This is a genomic window from Cytobacillus sp. MT66, from assembly GCF_058792595.1.
This window is the reverse complement of record NZ_JBXAFB010000001.1, coordinates 531,945-551,427: the sequence shown is the minus strand read 5'-3', so window position 1 is coordinate 551,427 and position 19,483 is coordinate 531,945. Positions and strand designations below refer to the sequence as shown.

Annotated in this window: 17 protein-coding genes; 15 read left to right on the top strand and 2 right to left on the bottom strand. The window is 36.9% G+C overall.

Annotated features, from left to right (window positions below; genetic code table 11):
* Positions 1-2: 2 nt before the first annotated feature.
* The 10 genes from AC1Q59_RS02665 (at position 3) to AC1Q59_RS02620 (ending at position 11,275) form a co-directional block, all read left to right on the top strand.
* Positions 3-1,406, top strand: a complete 1,404-nt coding sequence (locus tag AC1Q59_RS02665) for a two-component system sensor histidine kinase NtrB (protein ID WP_492364223.1) — start codon at positions 3-5, stop codon at positions 1,404-1,406.
* A 6-nt stretch (positions 1,407-1,412) separates the two neighbouring features.
* Positions 1,413-2,828 carry a sigma-54-dependent transcriptional regulator gene (locus AC1Q59_RS02660; protein ID WP_492364222.1) on the top strand — a complete coding sequence of 472 codons (1,416 nt, stop codon included), beginning with the start codon at positions 1,413-1,415 and terminating at the stop codon, positions 2,826-2,828.
* Positions 2,829-3,091: 263 nt separating this feature from the next.
* The gene (locus AC1Q59_RS02655; RefSeq protein WP_492364221.1) at positions 3,092-3,883 is read left to right on the top strand and encodes a carbon-nitrogen family hydrolase; all 792 of its coding nucleotides are present in this window, start codon (positions 3,092-3,094) and stop codon (positions 3,881-3,883) included.
* Between the two features lie 37 nt (positions 3,884-3,920).
* The gene (locus tag AC1Q59_RS02650; protein ID WP_492364220.1) at positions 3,921-4,697 is read left to right on the top strand and encodes a putative hydro-lyase; all 777 of its coding nucleotides are present in this window, start codon (positions 3,921-3,923) and stop codon (positions 4,695-4,697) included.
* 291 nt (positions 4,698-4,988) lie between these two features.
* Positions 4,989-6,038, top strand: a complete 1,050-nt coding sequence (locus AC1Q59_RS02645) for a TRAP transporter substrate-binding protein (protein WP_492364219.1) — start codon at positions 4,989-4,991, stop codon at positions 6,036-6,038.
* 114 nt (positions 6,039-6,152) lie between these two features.
* Positions 6,153-7,199 (top strand): DctP family TRAP transporter solute-binding subunit, encoded by a 1,047-nt coding sequence (locus tag AC1Q59_RS02640; RefSeq protein ID WP_492364218.1) that lies wholly within the window; start codon positions 6,153-6,155, stop codon positions 7,197-7,199.
* Positions 7,200-7,276: 77 nt separating this feature from the next.
* Positions 7,277-7,720 carry a TRAP transporter small permease gene (locus tag AC1Q59_RS02635; protein ID WP_492364217.1) on the top strand — a complete coding sequence of 148 codons (444 nt, stop codon included), beginning with the start codon at positions 7,277-7,279 and terminating at the stop codon, positions 7,718-7,720.
* A 7-nt stretch (positions 7,721-7,727) separates the two neighbouring features.
* Positions 7,728-9,002 (top strand): TRAP transporter large permease, encoded by a 1,275-nt coding sequence (locus AC1Q59_RS02630; protein ID WP_492364216.1) that lies wholly within the window; start codon positions 7,728-7,730, stop codon positions 9,000-9,002.
* A gap of 26 nt (positions 9,003-9,028) precedes the next feature.
* Positions 9,029-9,706 carry a DUF2848 family protein gene (locus AC1Q59_RS02625; protein WP_492364215.1) on the top strand — a complete coding sequence of 226 codons (678 nt, stop codon included), beginning with the start codon at positions 9,029-9,031 and terminating at the stop codon, positions 9,704-9,706.
* A gap of 321 nt (positions 9,707-10,027) precedes the next feature.
* Complete coding sequence (locus AC1Q59_RS02620) at positions 10,028-11,275, top strand: TerD family protein (protein WP_492364214.1); 1,248 nt, start codon at positions 10,028-10,030, stop codon at positions 11,273-11,275.
* 586 nt (positions 11,276-11,861) lie between these two features.
* Here AC1Q59_RS02620 and AC1Q59_RS02615 read toward each other — a convergent pair.
* Positions 11,862-13,865 (bottom strand): bifunctional metallophosphatase/5'-nucleotidase, encoded by a 2,004-nt coding sequence (locus tag AC1Q59_RS02615; protein ID WP_492364213.1) that lies wholly within the window; start codon positions 13,863-13,865, stop codon positions 11,862-11,864.
* Between the two features lie 242 nt (positions 13,866-14,107).
* Here AC1Q59_RS02615 and AC1Q59_RS02610 point away from each other — a divergent pair, with 242 nt between their 5' ends.
* The 5 genes from AC1Q59_RS02610 (at position 14,108) to AC1Q59_RS02590 (ending at position 18,830) form a co-directional block, all read left to right on the top strand.
* A complete protein-coding gene (locus AC1Q59_RS02610; protein WP_492364212.1) occupies positions 14,108-14,317 on the top strand; it encodes a hypothetical protein in 210 nt (69 codons plus the stop codon).
* A gap of 196 nt (positions 14,318-14,513) precedes the next feature.
* On the top strand, positions 14,514-14,714 hold the full coding sequence (locus AC1Q59_RS02605) for a cold-shock protein (RefSeq protein WP_492364325.1): 201 nt from the start codon (positions 14,514-14,516) through the stop codon (positions 14,712-14,714).
* Between the two features lie 599 nt (positions 14,715-15,313).
* Entirely contained in the window at positions 15,314-16,168 is an 855-nt protein-coding gene (locus AC1Q59_RS02600) for a malate synthase (RefSeq protein ID WP_492364211.1), read from the top strand.
* Between the two features lie 319 nt (positions 16,169-16,487).
* On the top strand, positions 16,488-17,303 hold the full coding sequence (locus AC1Q59_RS02595) for an alpha/beta fold hydrolase (protein ID WP_492364210.1): 816 nt from the start codon (positions 16,488-16,490) through the stop codon (positions 17,301-17,303).
* Positions 17,304-17,513: 210 nt separating this feature from the next.
* Positions 17,514-18,830, top strand: coding sequence for a UDP-glucose dehydrogenase family protein (locus tag AC1Q59_RS02590; protein WP_492364209.1), 1,317 nt, complete (start codon positions 17,514-17,516; stop codon positions 18,828-18,830).
* Positions 18,831-18,885: 55 nt separating this feature from the next.
* Here AC1Q59_RS02590 and AC1Q59_RS02585 read toward each other — a convergent pair whose 3' ends face one another.
* Positions 18,886-19,416: a phosphatase PAP2 family protein gene (locus AC1Q59_RS02585; RefSeq protein WP_492364208.1), complete on the bottom strand. Its 531-nt coding sequence runs from the start codon at positions 19,414-19,416 to the stop codon at positions 18,886-18,888.
* Positions 19,417-19,483: the final 67 nt, after the last annotated feature.

Here is a 19,483-nt window from a genome sequence, read left to right as displayed (position 1 = left end):
GGATGATGAAAAAGAGACGAACCATTGAACGAAAAATAATGATCTCCTTTTTAATTGTAGTGCTCATACCTTGTTTGGCCGTAGGTGTTTCAGCCTATTGGACAGGGTATAAAACATATAAGGATGAACGTTTCAATGAAGCTGAAAACCGCTTAAACAATGTAGTGACTTATATAAAATTGGTAGAGCAACATTATTTACAAGGAGAGTTAGCTGAAGAGGATGCGAAAAGCCTTGCAAAAAAATGGGTTCTCCAGTCAGACTCTGCCATTTTGATTGAAGATCCCCACGTATATGAAAAAACTCATGAAAGTATAGCACCATGGTGGGTATCATTTTTAGACAAACAAAATGGTAAATATAAAAGGAATGAAGAAACAAATGAAATGAAGGAACAATGGGTAGTGATTTACCATATAAAAAAATGGGACTGGGTCATTGTCATTCCGTTTAGTTTCTCCTATTTATCTCAGCCGCTTATAGACATACAAAAAAACACTTTGTTAGTTATGATACTTGCTGCGATTATTGCGGTCGAGCTTACTATAATTCTCTCCCACCAACTGTCCAGGCCATTAAAAAATCTTGCAGCATTCTGCCAACAACTTGGAAAAGGCGATGTCCGCGTTAAAACAGAAACAGAGTTTCCATTATCGCGTAAAGATGAAATTGGCGTTCTTGCTCATGCAATTCAGGAAATGCTTGATAATTTAGAAGAAAAGAAGCAACTTGAGAAAAAAATGGAGAGAATTGAACGCTTGGCTTCTATGGGGCAAATGGCTTCTGGGATTGCCCATGAAATCCGAAACCCACTTGCAGGCATAAAGACAACAACACAGGTCATTTCCTCTAGATTAAAACTTGATGAAAGAAATCTAGCACTTTTTCAAGGGATTACCTCTGAAATTGACAGGGTTGATAGAATAATAACCAATCTTATGAATCTGTCTCGCCCTCGTGAGCCAAATGCACGTCTCATTTCCGCATATGATGTTGTTGATCAGATCCTTATTTTGCTAGAAAAAGAAAATAAAGATAAACCTATTACTTTTCAGAACCGAATCTCGAAAGAAGCTACCTTTTACATCGACCTAGATCATTTCAAACAAATTATCATAAATCTAACCTTAAACGCTATCAACGCCATGGATGTTGGGGGCACCGTTGATTTTTCTTCTTGTAACGAAGGCGGGATTTTTATTAGGGATGAAGGAAGAGGAATTTCTATAGAAGATATTAAAAAAATTTATGATCCTTTTTACACGACATCATCTTCCGGATCAGGACTAGGATTAACAATGGTACATCAACTTGTTTTACAAAATAAAGGGGAAATTGAAATACATAGTGAAGAAGGCATGGGTACAATCTTTCGTCTTTATTTTCCAACGAAGGAAGGGGAATGATGAAAAGTGACGAATAAACGAATTTTAATAGTAGATGATGAAATTTCATTAAGATTGTCCCTGCAAGCAGGATTAGAAGATTGTGGGTATAAAGTTGAAACTGCTAAAAATCTTGATGAAGCAAAAGGTAAAATACATGACTTCCTCCCGCATGTGGTATTTCTTGATATTAGGCTTCCAGATGGAAATGGGCTAGATTTTCTTGAACAAAATAAAAAGAACTATCCAGATATAGCTGTCATTATTATGACAGCATTTGGTGATACACAAACAACAGTCAGAGCAGTTAAATTAGGGGCCGTCGACTATATTAATAAACCCTTTGACCTTGAAGAGATCCAATTAATGGTTAAAAAGACATTTAATCAATTGAATTTGCAATCAGAGGTTGAATTGTATCGAAAAGATAATCACGAGGTTCGATTTATTGGAAATAGCAAGGCTACTCTATCCATAATAAGCGAATTGGACCGGATTACGAAAGTAAGGGACACCACCATATTAATTCTCGGTGAAACAGGCACAGGAAAAGAAATTGCCGCCAGATATATTCACCAGAAAAGCAGCAGAAAAGAAAGACCCTTTATTGCCGTGAATTGTGGGGCCCTTCCTGAAAACTTAATAGAAAGTGAGATTTTCGGTCATGAAAAAGGTGCCTTTACGGGTGCAAACAAAATGAAGAAAGGCTTGTTTGAGCTTGCTGATGGCGGTACTCTATTCCTTGATGAAATTGGTGAATTATCCCTAGATATGCAGGTAAAGCTCCTGCGTTTTTTGGAAGAAAGAAAATTTAAACGAGTCGGCGGATCTCGTGATATTTATGTAGATATTCGTATATTGACTGCGACGCACCGCAATTTAGAACAAATGGTTGAAGAGAATACGTTTCGATCGGATTTATTTTACAGGCTAAATGTTGTGCCAATTATGTTACCTCCGCTTAAGGAAAGGGGAGAAGATATTTTATTAATCGCTGAACAATTTCTTGAAGAATTTTGTTACCAGTTGGGAAGAAAAAAACTTAGCTTAACGACGGAGGCAAAAGAAAAATTATTACATTATCCATGGCCAGGGAATATAAGAGAGTTAAAGAATATTATGGAAAGGATTGCGATATTACAAACAGACTCAACTAGTGTGTCTGTCAATGATTTACCAAAAGAATTTACTGGAACAGAAAACAGTGATAAAACCTCCTCTGAATCTAAAACAATATCTACTGATTTAGAAAAGATCACACAAACGATTGAGTTAAATGATCGTGGTGTCAATTTAGAAGAGATTGTCGAAAATATTGAAAAAAAGTATATTGAAACGGCATTACAAAAAACACGATGGAATATTTCTCAAGCTTCTATTTTATTAGGAATTAGCAGGTATGCCCTTCAAAGAAGAGTGGAAAAATATTTTCCTCAACATTAAAGTGAATGTTCGAAATACCAAAAAATGTGTGATTTCGCCCAATTAGGGCGAAATTTTTTATTTTTATTAAACCAATCTCCTTGTTTTTAAAATTTTTAGGGGTGAAGGTGAAAAAATATTTATTCAATATATTCAAAAAACAACCCCAATTCAGAAAAAATATAGGGTTTTTTTAAAAAAAGGTGTATGGAATTTGTAAAACACCTTTATTTTTATTTGTTGGCATAGTTCTTGCGAAGAATAAGTGCAAGGGGGTGAATGAAATGAAAAAAAGAATTGTTAGTATTCAAGCAAAGGTAGAATTATCAGATTACCAGAAAAATAGGCAGCATATGGTTAATCTTTTAAATGAAGCTAAAGAAAAGTATCAGCCTGACATCATCCTTTTACCCGAAACATGGAATGTGGGTTTCTTTCCGCAAAATGTTTCTGAACTCGCTGATGATGTTCAGATAAATGCGAGTGCTTCCCTCATCTCAGACTGGGCAAAAACAAATCAAACAAACATTGTAGCTGGATCCATTGCTATTAAAGAAAATGGAGTTGTCAAAAACAGGGCAATGATCTTTAATCGTGCCGGTGATTTAGTTCATGCCTATGACAAAATCCATCTCTTTTCACCTGGGAATGAGGATGAATATTTTGAACATGGAAATAGCATTGCTACTTTCGAGCTTGATGGTGTGACATGCGGCATCATTATTTGTTATGATCTTCGATTCCCTGAGTTAACAAGAAAAATTGCGTTAGACGGTGCCCAGCTTTTGTTTGTGCCTGCTGAATGGCCGTTTCCACGTGTGGCTCATTGGGAGACGCTATCAAGAGCACGTGCCATCGAAAATCAAATGTTTGTTGTTACATCCAATGGTGTTGGAACTGCAGGAGAATTAAGATTTTGTGGTCATTCTGGAATTTATAATCCTTCTGGGGATATATTGGCGAAAGCTGAAGATCAAGAAACGATGATTTATGCAGAAATAAATCTCGAGGAAGTTAATGAGATAAGAAGTAAAATTCCTGTTTTTCGTGATAGAAAACCAGAACTTTATAATTAATTCCTTAATCTATCAATTATATAAGGAGGCTTTTTTAGTGATCACAACCAATGCTTTAAGTCCAAAAGAACAAAGGGAAGTATTTAGAAATAATCTTGATACTAAGTCAACATCTGGAATGTGTGATGGCTTTGTTCAAGCAAACCTAGTTATATTGCCAAAAGAATATGCATTTGATTTCTTATTATTTGCTCACAGGAACCCAAAGCCCTGTGCTCTAGTTGATGTCATGGAGGCCGGTGTTGTTAAACCAAACATAGCTGATGCTGATATTCGCACGGATCTGCAAAAATATAACATTTATAAAGATGGGAAATTTGTAGAAGAAGTGAATGATATTACTTCATATTGGAGAGATGATTTTGTCACGTTCCTCATAGGCTGCAGCTTTACATTTGAACGGGCTCTTAATGAGGCTGGGATTGAAATGCTCCATCAAAAAATGGACAAAACTGTATCCATGTATGTGACGAATATTGAGTGTGATCCAGCCGGTGTGTTTCATGGGCCAACAGTAGTAAGTATGAGACCTGTCAGGAAAGAGTTACTTGTAAAAAGCGTTGAAGTAACGGCTAAATATCCGCATACACACGGTACACCATTACATATTGGTGATCCATCCGTTATTGGGATTACAGACATTACCAAACCTGATTTCGGTGATTTTGTTCCGTATGACGAAGATAAGTACGAACCAGTATTCTGGGCATGCGGAGTAACACCTCAAGCAGTTGCATTAAAATCAAAACCTTCAATTATGATTTCTCATGTTCCAGGTCACATGTTTATTTCTGATCAAAAGGAAATTTTATAAGCTTACTAGATTTAAAAAAATACACCGATATCCCCTGTGGAATGTACATATGGGACTTCATGATCAAAAAACGATAACATGCAATTTTGACATACCCTTTCGTGTTTAGACTAATTGCTTTTTACTTCCCCATCGATTTTAAAAATACAAGGTAAAAACATTTTTGATGGGGAAGCCAAAATACTCACTCATTAAAAATCCCAATGGAATCAAAAGTTTGTTAGAAGATCCAGATCAACTGGCATTTTTCTAGAAAGATCATTTACTACCAATATACGAGGGAGAGATAACATGAAGAGGAGAAGCAAATATTTTCTTAGTACCCTAACAGTCCTACTCTTAATTGCATTAACAGCTTGTGGAGGCGGAGGCAACCAATCTTCTAGTAGTAATAGCTCATCTAGCAATGGATCTTCAGATAGTAAGGACGTTATTAACATTAAATTGGCACATGTTAGTTCTGAAACCCATCAATATCATATTGCAGCAACCAAATTCAAAGAGTTAATTGAAGAAAAAAGTAATGGTGATATAACCGTACAGATATTTCATAGCGGACAATTAGGCGGGGAAGATGATGCTATTGAAGGCATTCAAACCGGAACAATTGATATGACAACTGTTGCTGCCGATAGTGCACCTGCAAACATCGTTCCAGAGTTTAATGTTTATGGGATTCCTTATTTGTTTGAAGACCGTGAACATGTATATAAAGTGTTAGACGGTGAAATTGGTCAAGAATTATTGGATAAAGCTACTGAAAAAGGGTTACGTGGATTAGGTTATTGGGAAATTGGTTTTGCGAACTTTACGAACAGTAAACGTGAAATTAACAAACCTGAAGATATGAAAGGCTTAAAAATCCGCGTCCAACCTGCGCCAATTTGGGATGAGTTTATGAAACGACTAGGGGCATTGCCTACACCAATGGATTTCACAGAGCTTTATAGCGCTATGGAACAAGGCGTTGTGGACGGACAAGAAAATCCTATTGCAACCATTAGTGCGATGAAATTCGAAGAGGTAAGTCCATATATCTCTTTAACAAGACACACATATAAGCCAGCTCCAGTTTTCATCAGTGAAAAAATTTGGAACCAACTAAATGATGAACAAAAGAAACTAGTAGAAGATACTGTTCACGAAACATTTAAATATCAACGTGATTATTTAGAGCAAAAAGAACAAGAAACGATTGAAAAATTAAGGTCTAACAGTAAAGTCACGATTACTGAACCAGATGTGAAAGCATTCGCAGAGGTCTCAAAAGGTATCGAGTCAGCTGTTGCAGATAAAGTTCCTGCTGAATTAGTGGAGCGAATTAGAGCTGCTGCTGAATAATAATGGAATTCACATAGTAAAAAAGGTGAACAAGTTTCCTTGGATGTCTTTTTTATCCCTATTCATACGGCGGTTATATGCTAATGATAATCAAAAAATGAGGATGAGAAAAAATTGAAGAAATTTAAAAACCACTTCTTAATAACATTTACAGCATTACTCTTAATGGCCTTAACGGCATGTGGCGGTGGAAATCAAGGAGCTTCTGGAAACAACAGTTCAGGCAGCGGAGGTTCAGGAAGTAAAGAACCTATTACTATTAAACTTGCTCACGTTGGTTCTGAAGAACATCAAAATCAAATTGGAGCAGTGAAGTTCAAGGAGCTAATTGAAGAGAAAAGTAATGGTGAAATTACTGTTCAAATCTTCCATAGTGGTCAATTAGGCGGGGAAGACGATGCGATTGAAGGTATCCAAACGGGCACGATCGATATGACAGCAGTTGCAGCAGACAGCGCACCAGCAAATATCGTCCCTGAATTAAACGTATTTGGAATTCCATATCTTTTTAAGGACCGGCAACACTTATACAAGGTTTTAGACGGTGAAATTGGCCAGGAAATTTTAAACCTTTCTACAGAAAAAGGCTTAAGAGCCTTAGGCTATTGGGAGATTGGATTTGCCAACTTTACAAATAGTAAACGAGAAGTTAAAACTCCTGAAGATATGAAAGGTCTAAAGATTCGCGTCCAGCCTGCTCCGATATGGGATGAATTTATGAAACGGCTAAATGCACTGCCTACACCAATGGACTTTACAGAGCTTTATAGTGCAATGGAACAAGGAGTTGTTGATGGACAAGAAAATCCAATTGCTACTATTAATGCAATGAAGTTTTATGAAGTTAATCCATATATTGCTTTAACAAGACACACCTATAAAGCAAATATCGTATTAGTCAGTGATAAGCTATGGAACAAATTGGATGATGAGCAAAAGAAATTTATGGAAGATGCTGTCCACGAAACGTATGAATATCAACGTGAATATTTAGATCAAAAAGAGAAAGAAACAATCGAAACTTTAAAAGCAACAGGTAAAGTAACGATTACTGAGCCAGACTTAGACGCATTTAGAAAAGTAGCAGATGGTTTAGAAACAACTGTAGCTGATAAAGTTCCAGGAGAATTAGTTGAGCGTATTAAAGGTGCGGCTGAGTAAAATTATATTTTGCTAAATGGGCTGCAAAATTCTGCGGCCCATGGTTCCGAAACTTCTATATAAAAGGAGGTTATAGTTTGAAAGTACTAAAGTATTGGTTAGAAGGCCTTATTATTCTTGCGTTAATGGTCATGACATCAGTTACCTTCTTGCAAGTATTATTTCGATTCGTGTTCAAGCTGCCATCCTCCTGGACAGTTGAACTCGTCACCTTCAGTTTTATTTATGTTGTTTTTTTAGGTGCAGCACTAGCTGTCAAATATAATACACATATTGTGGTAGATGTAGTGGACGCATTACCAAAACCAATTGTGAAAGTGATTGATTTCTTTAGTCGTGCTGTAGTTCTGATATTTCTCATCGTATTTACGTATTATGGCTATCAGCATGTATTAAATTCAATTAATAATATTACGCCGGCATTACAAATATCCAAAGCATACGTATATGCTGTGGCTCCTTTTTCAGGGGTATTAATGATCTATTATCTTATCCGCTCATTTTTCGTGAAAGAGAGGTGAACCATAGATGTTCTGGGTTATCGGAGTTCTATTTATTCTATTTATATTGAAAGTACCAATTGCATTTGCTTTAGGAATTTCAACTTTACTTGGAATAATCGTATCGGACATAGACTTTATTGTCATTCCACAAAAAATTTTATCAGGTGTTGACAGCTATGCACTTATTGCCGTCCCACTTTTCATTCTTGCAGGAGAATTAATGACACAAGGTGGTATTTCAAAGCGTTTGGTAAATTTCTCTCAAACTCTTTTTGGCCATATGACTTCTGGATTAGCAATTGTTGCAGTTGTCGCAAGTGTTTTTTTCAGTGCCGTCTCTGGTTCAGCCATTGCAACGACTGCAGCAATTGGAGGCATGATGATACCAGCAATGTTAAACAGTGGCTATGATAAACGCTTTACGGCAAGTTTAATTCCAGCAGCGGGGACCATCGGACCGATTATTCCCCCAAGTATTATTATGATTTTGTACGGAGTAATGGCAAACGTTTCAATCGGGGATCTCTTTTTGGCTGGTTTTATCCCAGGCATATTAATGGGAGTTGGACTTATTGCTTATGCATATATTATCGGAAAGAAAAGAGGGTATAAGGGGAGAGATACAGTAGCATCCCCAAAGGAAATGCTTGTCGGTTTAAAAGACGCAATTTTAGCATTACTAATGCCGTTTATTATCATCGGTGGTATAGTTGGTGGTATTTTTACCCCGACTGAATCAGGGGTGGTAGCTGTTGTATATGCTTTAATCATTGGAATGTTTGTGTATAAAGAAATTAATTTAAAGTCTTTACCGAAAATCTTTTATGATTCAGCAATGACTACAGCAGGCATCTTATTTATCATTGGAAATGCCGCTTTATTTACTTGGTTAATTACGATTAATAATATTCCACAACAAGTGGGAGAATACCTGGGAACTTTCACAGATAGTCCTTTCTTATTACTCTTGGTAATGAATATTATTCTTCTAATCGTCGGTACATTTTTAGATACAATGAGTGCTTTAATAATTTTTACTCCTTTAATGCTGCCGTTAGCTTTGGCAGCTGGAGTTGACCCTATCCATTTTGGGATCATTATGGCTGTTAACCTTACCATTGGTATGATTACTCCGCCAATGGGTGTATGTTTATTCGTATCCACAGCCATTGCAAAAATTAAGATGCAGAATTTAATGAAGGATTTAGTACCGATGGTAATTATCTTAGTCGTTGTGCTCGCGGTAATTACTTATATACCGGAAGTTTCCTTAATCGTCCCTAAGCTTTTCGGAGCGTAATAGATTAATAGAAGGGAATGTGAAAAATGGAAAAAACAATCAGTTTGAATGTAAATGGCGGCGTTGAAAAAATAGAGGTTTCAAAAGCATACTGTATTGGTTTTGCAGGAAGAAACCAGGATAAAGTCATGGAACATATTAAGGAGCTCGCAGAAATTGGCGTTCAAGGACCTGAAGAAATCCCAATTCTTTATCCTGTAAGGGTATCATCCTTAACACAAGGAGAGAGTATTGAAGTTCTTGGAGGTGAAACAGGCGGAGAGGTGGAATTTGTCCTTATTTTTGATGAAAGCACAGAGGAAGCTTATGTAACTGTCGGCAGCGATCATACAGATCGAAATCTAGAATCAGTCGATATCAATAAGTCTAAGCAAGTTTGCGATAAACCTTTTGCAGATAAAGCTTGGCCTCTAAAAGATGTCATCGATCATTGGGATCAATTAAGACTTACATCATCAATCCTAATAAATAATGAATGGGTTCTATACCAAGAGGATGCTGTCGATTCAATTTTACACCCTCAAGATATATTGGAATATTTATCCAGTAAAAATATAAGCCAAAAGAATGCGATGTTCTTCTCTGGCACTGTCCCATTGAAAGAGGGGTTTATGTACGGGGATAAGTTTAAAATGACTTTATCTGACCCTGTGAGAAAAGATGAGATTTATTGGGAGTATGAAATACGCCAACTTGATAAATAGAGGCTAAAGAAGGACGAGTAATTTTGCTCGTCTTTTTCATGTTCTCCCTTGTACGGGTTCAGTATCGGGTACCAATAATTCGATGGGATTAAGAGTAGAAACTAGATTTGTTCCTATACATTGTCCTCAAAAGGACACGGTGCCTGTCCCCTTGTCCACTTATTACCATATCCACCACTGAAAAATATGAATCTAGTTGTTATAACTATGTATAATTATATTGGGGAAAAAGGGAGATTTTGTGTTTAAGCTATTAAAAAAAATATAAAAATTGCTTAAGAAAGTTTAATAATCAATGCATAGAGAGAAGGAGCGGTTTAGATGAATCAATTGCTTCAGATGGGAGCAAACACGGTTTTAAGTTCACAAAAAGGGAATGTGACAGTTAGCTACGAAATTTCTAATACGATAGATATTTCTTTAACAGCATTCCTCTTAACGGACTCAGATAAGGTACAAGGGGATAGCGGAATAATATTTTATAATCAGCCAAAGAGCGCTTCTGGAGTGGCTACTCTTACACCGCCTGTGAAAGCAGGGAATACAATGGTACATAAAATTGATTTTGACATGAGTAAGGTCCCTGAAGGTATTACTAAAATAGCTATTACACTTACTGAGGATAATAGTACTGGTTTTTCAAATGTAAAAAATTTAAAGGCTGAGATCTTGACAGATGATAACAATATCCAATTAGTCCCATCTAGTTTTGCAAATGAAAATGGAATCGTAGTTTTAGAATTATATTTAAGGAACGGTCAAACAAAGGTAAGATCTATATGGCGCGGGTTTGATTCTGGTCTTGAAGGCTTATGTAAAAATTATGGGGTTGAGGTTGATTCTGAGGAGTCAAAGAATCCTTCTGAATCCCAAAATATTAAGGAACAAGCATTAAAAGAACCTAATAAAACCGTAACAGTAACTGAAAACATTAGCAGCCAAAGTTCCTTGCCAACTATAAGCCTTGAAAAAGTTAAGGGTAATATTAGTCTCGACAAAGGTCAAAAGCCAGTAATCATCGAGAAAACACCAGAAATTACGGCTACCGTATCTTGGAAGACGGGAACAGATTATGATATATATGCGTTAGTCTATACAAAGAATGGCAGGCAGGTAGATGTAGCTATGTTTGGCGCTAAGGGAACACCTCCCCTTAGCCAGTTTGGCAATGGGGCAGTGCAACATATGGGGGATGTTGGGAGAAATAGTGGCTCAAAGAAGACAGAAATCATTAAATTAAGGTTAACGGATGATATTCTCGCAGTGGTTCCTGTGGTTTATTCGGCTCAGTCAAATGGAACAGGCTCATTCTACAGATATAAGGTTTCTATGAGTATCGATAATCATAGCGGAACCTCCGTTACCATCTCCTCTAAGAATGCAAATAATAACGATAGAATTTATACATGTGTGCCTGGAATCCTTCATAATACGCCAGATGGAGTGATTATCAGTCCATTAGAGCTTTATAGTATGCCAAACTCAGAGCACAGACCTAAACTTAAGATGGGGTCTTCCAATATGGTAGAAGTTTTAATGGATAAAGGACCTATAAATGATTTCAAATAGACAAGCTTAATGTGAAAAATGCGAAGGCTGTTGCCTCTTTTGGTGGCACCTTTTAAAATAATTACTAAAAAGGGCTGCTGTACTGGTCAAAAGCACTGCTTTTAGTATTTTATGCTGTTCGTGGGTCAAAAAGCTGCTAGCATTCTGACAGCATTTCTCTTTTTTCTGAATAACGAGTCAAAAAGAACCTGGTATTCTGACAGCTTTACCACTTTTTCAGGTGGAGGAGTCAAAAAGAACCTAGTATTCTGACAGCTTTGCCACTTTTTCAGGAGAAGGAGTCAAAAAGAGCTTAGTATTCTGACAGCTTTACCATTTTTCCAGGAGAAGGAGTCAAAAAGAGCCTAGTATTCTGACAGCTTTACCATTTTTCCAGGAGAAGGAGTCAAAAAGAGCCTAGTATTCTGACAGCAAAGCTCTTTTTCCTAGTGAACGAGTCAAAAGCTACCATTCTGCTAGCTTCCTAAACCTTTACAAAGGCAACTGTTTTTAGCACAAAAGGTTTTAAAAAATAGGGGTCCCTGAAAACATAAAAAGCACATCAGGCACAGGCAAAAACCTGCTTGATGTGCTTTTTTAAAAATATTTATTGATCCAACTGAGCCAATTTAGCCTTAGAAGGTGTCTCGTATTTTACATAGCCTTTCATATTGGTTACATAGTGACCAGCACCGACACCGTATTGGCCGAAGTATTCGTTGTCATATCCGTAAACTCGATAGACTTCACCTGGTTTTAAGATGCGAACGAAGCTTAGTTTACCATTAGCATCTTTTTTCCATAGATTGATTGGCTTTTCAATGGTGATGCGGCCAATTTGTCCTTTTTTCAATAATAGGCCATCCCAATACACCTTTGGTGTTTCGCCAGGCTTACCTGGTTTCACAGGCTCTTGCGGATGTGGCTCAGGTTGTACGGCACCGTAAATATCAACAATACGGTCTTCTGTAATTGTCGGAATTCGATCAAGGCTTAATAAATGTTCAGCTAAGTTTTCCCAATCGGAAAGACCTAAGTCCGTTACGCGGCCTTCATCATAAGCCATTTTGAATACATCATAGCCGTCTCCGCCTTTAGCTGTGAATGCGTTGGTTGCGATTGTGTATGTTTCATTGTCCTGAACGGGTGCATAAGTTCCATCTGCTTTTTTATATTCAATAGATACTACACGTTTACCAGCTGCCTTAGAGGAATCAAATTGTACTTTACCGCCAGCAGCATGTAAGAAACCGCCGTTTTCTGCAGGGTACTTAGAGAAGCTGACTTCAAATGCCTCTTTCAATTCAGCGCCTGTCAATTCCATAGTTGCTAAAGTATTACCGAATGGAAGAACCGTAATCACTTCACCATTTGTAATTGGACCTGCTTCAATAGCAGCGCGGATCCCGCCGCCGTTTTGAAGAGCCATAATGATATGGCCATTGCCCGTAAATTCTTTCGCTTTTGCTAACATGCCATCCGTAATCAAGTTGCCAAGAACCGTTTCATTTTTACGTACACTTGGCTGTGTATTATCACCATTTGTACGAGGGTTTTCTAATGTGACATCTGTTGTTACGCCTATTTCTGTTGCAGCAACTTTATCAACTTGTGGTTTGTATTTATTTAAAATTTCTAATGCTTCAGCGTCTGCTTTTTTGTCTCCAACCTTAATTAATTCACCGGCTTGATTAACTACTTTTCCGTTATCGTCAAATCCAACGTCAACGGTTCCCAGGTAATCACCTTGAGAAGCAGCTTGAACGATGACAGTTGGGTCTTTAGCAGCGCCATTTTCATCCTTGTCTACAACAACGGGCTTGTCCAATTGAGTATGGCTGTGCCCGCCAACGATAATGTCAATCCCATCAACTTCTGCTGCTAATGTTAAATCATTATCAATTGCTGCCGCATCGTCATATCCGATATGAGACACAGCCACAATTTTATTAACGCCCATTTCTTCAAAAGCTTTTACCGCTTTTTCTGCTGCTGCCTTATATTCTTCAAATTTAACTGCTTCAGGACTTGAAAGAGCTGCTGTTTCAGCGGTTGTTAGCCCGAAGAACCCTACCTTTTCACCGTCAATTTCTATCACGATTCCATTATAGATTTTTCCCTTTTCAGGTTCACTTGAGACGAGGTCAGAGAATAACCCTTTGAGATTTTCATCAGCTGAAAAATCAGCGTTCGCACTAACAAATGAGAACTGGGCTCCTTTAATAAAATCAGCAAGAGCTTTGTGGCCATCCTTGCTTGAACCAAGATCAAATTCATGGTTTCCGAAAGTCATCATATCATAGCCTGCTAGATTCATTAATTCTAGGTCAGCTTGTCCTTGGTATTCATTAAAGTAGAGAGTGCCTGTGAAAACATCCCCTGCATCTAGTAATACGGATGCTGGTTTTTCCGCTCTTACTTCTTTAATCGCTGTGATGCGGTTGGGTGCTGTTTCTGCTCTCGCATGTGTATCATTAGTATGCATGATTGATAGAGTATAATTTGAGGTTTCTGGCTGAATCTCCTCAGCTAAAGGAGCTGCAGGTGCAGCTAACATACTTATTATAAGTGCTGCTGATGTTAAAGTTGCAAAAGGAATTCTTTTCTTCATTTACGAGTCCTCCTAATCTATTTTTCTATTAAAATACAATAACTGAACATATTTCACATTAACATTGTTTGATATCGCCTATATTAAGACTTTGTATATTTTTGTAAAAATTTGATATTCTTTTTATAACACGGGAGACGATTCTTGTGTTTTCGCTAGGAAACATAAGAACCGTTCCTGTGATTCCATTGTGTGTAAGCTTATGTTATAATTATTTTTTCTGATTTGGAGGTGCATGACAGATGAACAAACGATGGACGATCGAAAAAATTAGAGATTTCGTTGAAAAAAATTCGGAAAGTAAGCTGCTGAGCACGGAGTTTCACGGTTTCTCACAAAAGTTATTATTTAAGTGTGAGTGTGGCAGCAATTTTGAAAAAACATTTACGAAATTTAAAAATAATCACCAGCGTAAATGTGATGTGTGCCAGCCGCCAAAAGCTTCACGATAAGGCGGATTAGGAAGGTTTTAAAAAACATATCTTAAAATTGGCTCATGGTATTTGCTTTTTCATGATTTATCTGTTATTCTAAGAAAGAATTATTTTTGTTCTATTTCGGATCGAGAATACATTTTGTTTTTCGTCTAAAGTATTTGAGCAAGGATAGTAACACATGTGTGGGATACCGCACTAGGAGGAAACAATGATGGAACAAGGTAAAGTTAAATGGTTTAATGCAGAAAAAGGTTTTGGATTTATCGAGCGTGAAGCTGGAGAAGACGTATTCGTACATTTCTCTGCAATTCAAGGTGAAGGTTTCAAATCTTTAGACGAAGGTCAAAGTGTCACTTTTGAAATCGAACAAGGACAACGTGGACCACAAGCTAAAAACGTTCAAAAAGCTTAATAAAAGCTGAGGACAGCCCCTAAATTTAGGGGCTGTTTTTTTGTGCATATCTTTTTACTATGGCTGTAAAACCAAAAAGCCCTATTCAATAAATGAATAGGGCTTTTACAAGAACAACATGAAACACAGTAAAAGTACAAATGGTAGACTAAGTATAACACAGGAAAGCAGCAAACCCTAATTTTATTTTTTTTTATTAATTTTCTGTTAATCGATTTAAATCAAAAAATCGTTAAATTTGGATTTAATACATTGAGCTGTTGCTAAAAATTTAGGAATAGTCACAGCGTTTTAGGAAATAAAATTTTTATTCTACAACAGAAATAAATGCTTTGTCAATAATAAAATTGCATTTTTTTCGAAAAAATGTTAAAATATTGTTACAGTTGTTTTTTCAATCGTATTTCTAACGTATTTCAAATTTCTGCTGTTTTTTTTTGCAGAAAGAATGATGGATGCGTTTTTTTTAATATCCTTTTTTAATTGAAGAAAGACAAACAATTGTGTGGGCTTTTAAGGAAGTTAGTTTAATAAAATAAAATGACCCATTCACTGTCATTTAGTAAATGAGTTGTTATTCTACAAGGAGGACTAAAAAAATGAATCTAATCAATAAGAAAGTGACACACAAGCGTTTCGGCATGGGCAGTATTGTTAAACATAATGATTCTGTTATTGAAATACATTTTGCGTCGGAGAATAAAAAGTTTGTTTTCCCCGATGTATTTGAAAAGCATCTAAAATTGCAAGATCAAAGTGCTGCTTATTCACTTGAAAAGGTTATACAAGAAAAAGAACTGGAACGAAAGAGAGAAGAATGGAAGAAGGAAGAAGAGAAAAAACTGCAGCGTAAAAATCAGCAGCTTCGCATTGAGCATGAAAAACTTATGAAAAATCATAAACTTCATCCTCAATCACAAATGGTTTTTTGGTGTGACCCAGAAGAACAGAATAGTTCTTTCTCAGAGTGGAAAGTTTTTTCAGGCATGATAAAAAGCGGCAATAACAAAGGGAAGCCAAACAAACCAACCCGCCTTCACCAAAATAGCGCTTGTCTTTTAACTGCTATAGATCCAGGTACTCCTGAAAAAGACAGACGCATCTTAGGGGTTTATATGGTAAATGAAAATTTTATCGGTAAACTTTGTGAAGATGGATATATACCTGCACATTCAGAATACAGGCTCCAACTGACAGAAGCGGAATCAGATCAGATGCTATTCTGGAATTACTATGAAAATGAAAAGTTTCCCCACAAAATGACTTGGAATTCAGGGAAATACCGTTATTTTGATAATTTATGGATGGCACAAATTTTGCGTGATATTGTTTCTTTGAAGAGTGACCCAAATGATCGAGAGCTGGCCCAACGATTTTTTGATTATTTTTGTAAAATGAATAAGATATCTGAACAAGAGTTACCAAAGCCTAATGGCGCATTAATGCGTATTTAGTTGCTAGCGAAAGGTTCATATGAATGGCAGGGGACTTACATATTTTTCTAAGCCCTTACTAATGGCGAACAGTGCCTGGCATTGTTTGCTTTTTTTCATGAACCATGGAAATGGCTAATCTGTTTTTATTAAAACCGATTAGCTTTCATAAGATTGCAGTGGTTAACTCATGTAAACGCATCTCCGTCCTATGACCGCGTGTTATGACTAGCAAAGAATGGAACAACGGGACAGAGTGCCTGTCCCCTTGTCCTTTTTGCATGCTGGAAGGTTGAAATGTACAAAATATCTCTAACAAACGGTGTTGGAGGTGTGAAGGATGGAATGGAATCAAAGGTATATCAAGCTTTGCAATGTGAAAATTTATTGTGAATACTCGTTAAGTGATAAGCCTCCTCTTTTGTTAATTCATGGATTTGCCTCCTCTATTTATACTTTTAATCTTCTTATCCCTTTGTTAAAAGAACATTTTTCAATCATTGTTATTGATTTGCCTGGATTTGGCCGAAGTGAAAAATCAGCTTCCTTTGTTTATTCCTTTCAAAATTACGCAAAAGTCGTTGCTGATTGTATTGAGTATTTTAATTTGAAAGATGTGAATGTAGCTGGACACTCGATGGGGGGACAAATTGCTTTATATACAGCAAAAATCATTCCCGAGAAAATAAAGAAGTTGGTGTTATTATCGAGTTCTGGCTATTTAAAAAGAGCAAACAAAGCTTTAGTCCTCTGTACCTATCTTCCTTTTTTTCACTATTACGTAAGGAGAAAGGTTCAAAGTAAGGAAGTCAGAGAACATTTGGAAAATGTATTTTATCAGCCTTCTCTTATTACAGAAAACCATATTGTGGAATTTGGAAAACCATTGCAGGAAGATGGGTTTTACATAGCGCTAATGAGACTTTTAAGGCACCGTGAAGGTGATCTATCTAGTAAAGAATTAAAAAATATTTCGATCCCTACATTATTGCTTTGGGGGAAAGAAGATAAAGTAGTTCCAGTCAATATTGGCTATCAATTAGCAAATGACTTGCCTAATGCCAAGATTATTACCTACGAAAAAACAGGGCATTTAATTACTGAAGAACGTTCAAATGAGGTTTACGAACAAATTGTAACCCATACATTAATTTAAAAAGATTCAGTTAACTTTACCTCACCTTTACAGGGGCTTAATAAACTCTTGGTAAAATAATAGTGGATTGAAAACTGCTTTGGGTCTTATGTAGCTGCCATCGATTTAGCTTAGAACGAAAAGATCTTCAATCAAGACTGCGCTCGTACATGGAAGAGCTTTTAAAGAAAGATTAAAAGCAGACATGAAAAAGATGGAGGTTTTTGGTTAATGAAGATTACTGTTGTTGGAGTAGGCTATGTTGGTTTAGTGACAGGGGTAGCGTTTGCTGAAATTGGACATGAAGTGACTTGTATTGATGTAGATCATGCCAAAATAGCTTTATTGAAAAAAGGAAAATCGCCTATTTATGAACCTGGTTTAGAAGAAATGCTGCTGCCGCAAATAAAAAGCGGGCAAATTAACTTTACAACGAATGCGGCTTTAGCTTTTGATGATGCAGAGGTTATTTATATTGCTGTTGGCACACCTGCGAAAGATGATGGGACAGCGAATTTAGGCTATCTTAAGCAAGCTGCGATTGAGATTGCTAGAAACATAAAAAGCCGGGTTGTTATTGTTATAAAAAGCACTGTCCCTGTTGGTACCAATGAATATATAAAATCGATTATGAATGAACTTACCGAAGTTCCATTAGATATTGTCTCTAATCCGGAGTTTTTAAGAGAGGGTCAAGCGTTACATGATACATTTAACGGGGATCGAATTGTGATCGGATCTGATAATGAAGAAGCCGCTGCCATCATTGAAAATATAAATAAGCCTTTTCAAATACCAATTTTTAAAACCACGATACGCAGTGCCGAATTAATTAAATATGCATCGAATGCCTTTTTAGCAACCAAAATAAGCTTTATTAACGAGATTGCTAATTTATGTGAAAGAACGGGGGCAGACGTTGGAGCTGTTTCTTACGGAATGGGGCTAGATCACCGAATAGGAAAGTCTTTTTTGCGTGCAGGACTGGGTTATGGCGGTTCTTGCTTTCCGAAAGATACGAAAGCACTTGTTCAGCTTGCAGGAAATGTACAGCATGACTTTGAGCTGCTTAAGGCTGTTATTAATGTAAATAATAAACAGCCACATCTTCTGTTTGAAAAAATAACCAAGCATCTTCCTTCCCTATTTAACAAAAAAATGGCCGTTCTTGGACTAAGCTTTAAACCTAACACCGATGATATGAGGGAAGCCCCTTCCATTCTTATTATCGAGGAATTGTTAAAAAAAGGGGCAAACGTTGTTGCTTATGATCCAATAAGTATGGAACAAGCAAAAAAATATTTGCCTGAGGAAGTTGTGTATGCCAAAACGATCGATGCAGCTTTAACAGATGCGGATGGAGCAGTCATTGCGACAGAGTGGGAGGAAATTAAACAATTCCCTATCAAGCAATATAAAACCCTCATGAAAAAAGCGGTTATTTTTGATGGACGAAATTGCTACTCGATTGAGGAGGCTCAACTAGCAGATGTTGAGTATGTCTCGATTGGGCGACCATTGGTTAGATTGCTGGAAAAGGTTGTTTAAAGCAAGAGGAAAGCCAAAGCAGATGGAATCATGAGCTGCTTTGGCTTTGTTCATTTTAAAACGATACGAAAAAATAGAAAAACAGTGAGCTGCATGTTCCAAGCAGTGCGCCAGCCATACAATCAGTTGGGTAATGTAACCCGAGATACATTCGAGAGAATCCGATTAACATAGCAAGAGGTACTAGTATGATAGCTAGAAGCAAAGAATGTAAGGCAAATACAATAGAAATTGAAAAGACAGCTGTTGTATGACCAGAAGGAAAAGAATAATCCTTAAGCGGATGAGCACCTAAATTGGCGGCAGACAATGTAACATAGGGACGTTCACGGCAATAAACCTTCTTAATTATATGAACAATAATATGACTAACCGCAAGAGAAAGAAGAGCTTTGAATGCCAGCATTCGAATAATGGAATCTGATAATAAAATGATAAGCAGTAAGGAGGAGATCGTACATAACGCGCCGCCTAAATGAGTTAATTTTGGCAATAAAAAGTCAAACAATTTACACTTTAATTTGTGATTAATAAAGTGAAAGGCATACCGGTCATTGGCTGCAATCCACGTGCCAATACGTTTCACTGCAATCCCTCCTCATTTTCATTGTAAGCTCCCAGTAAAAGCAAAACCCACACCTTCATCATAATCT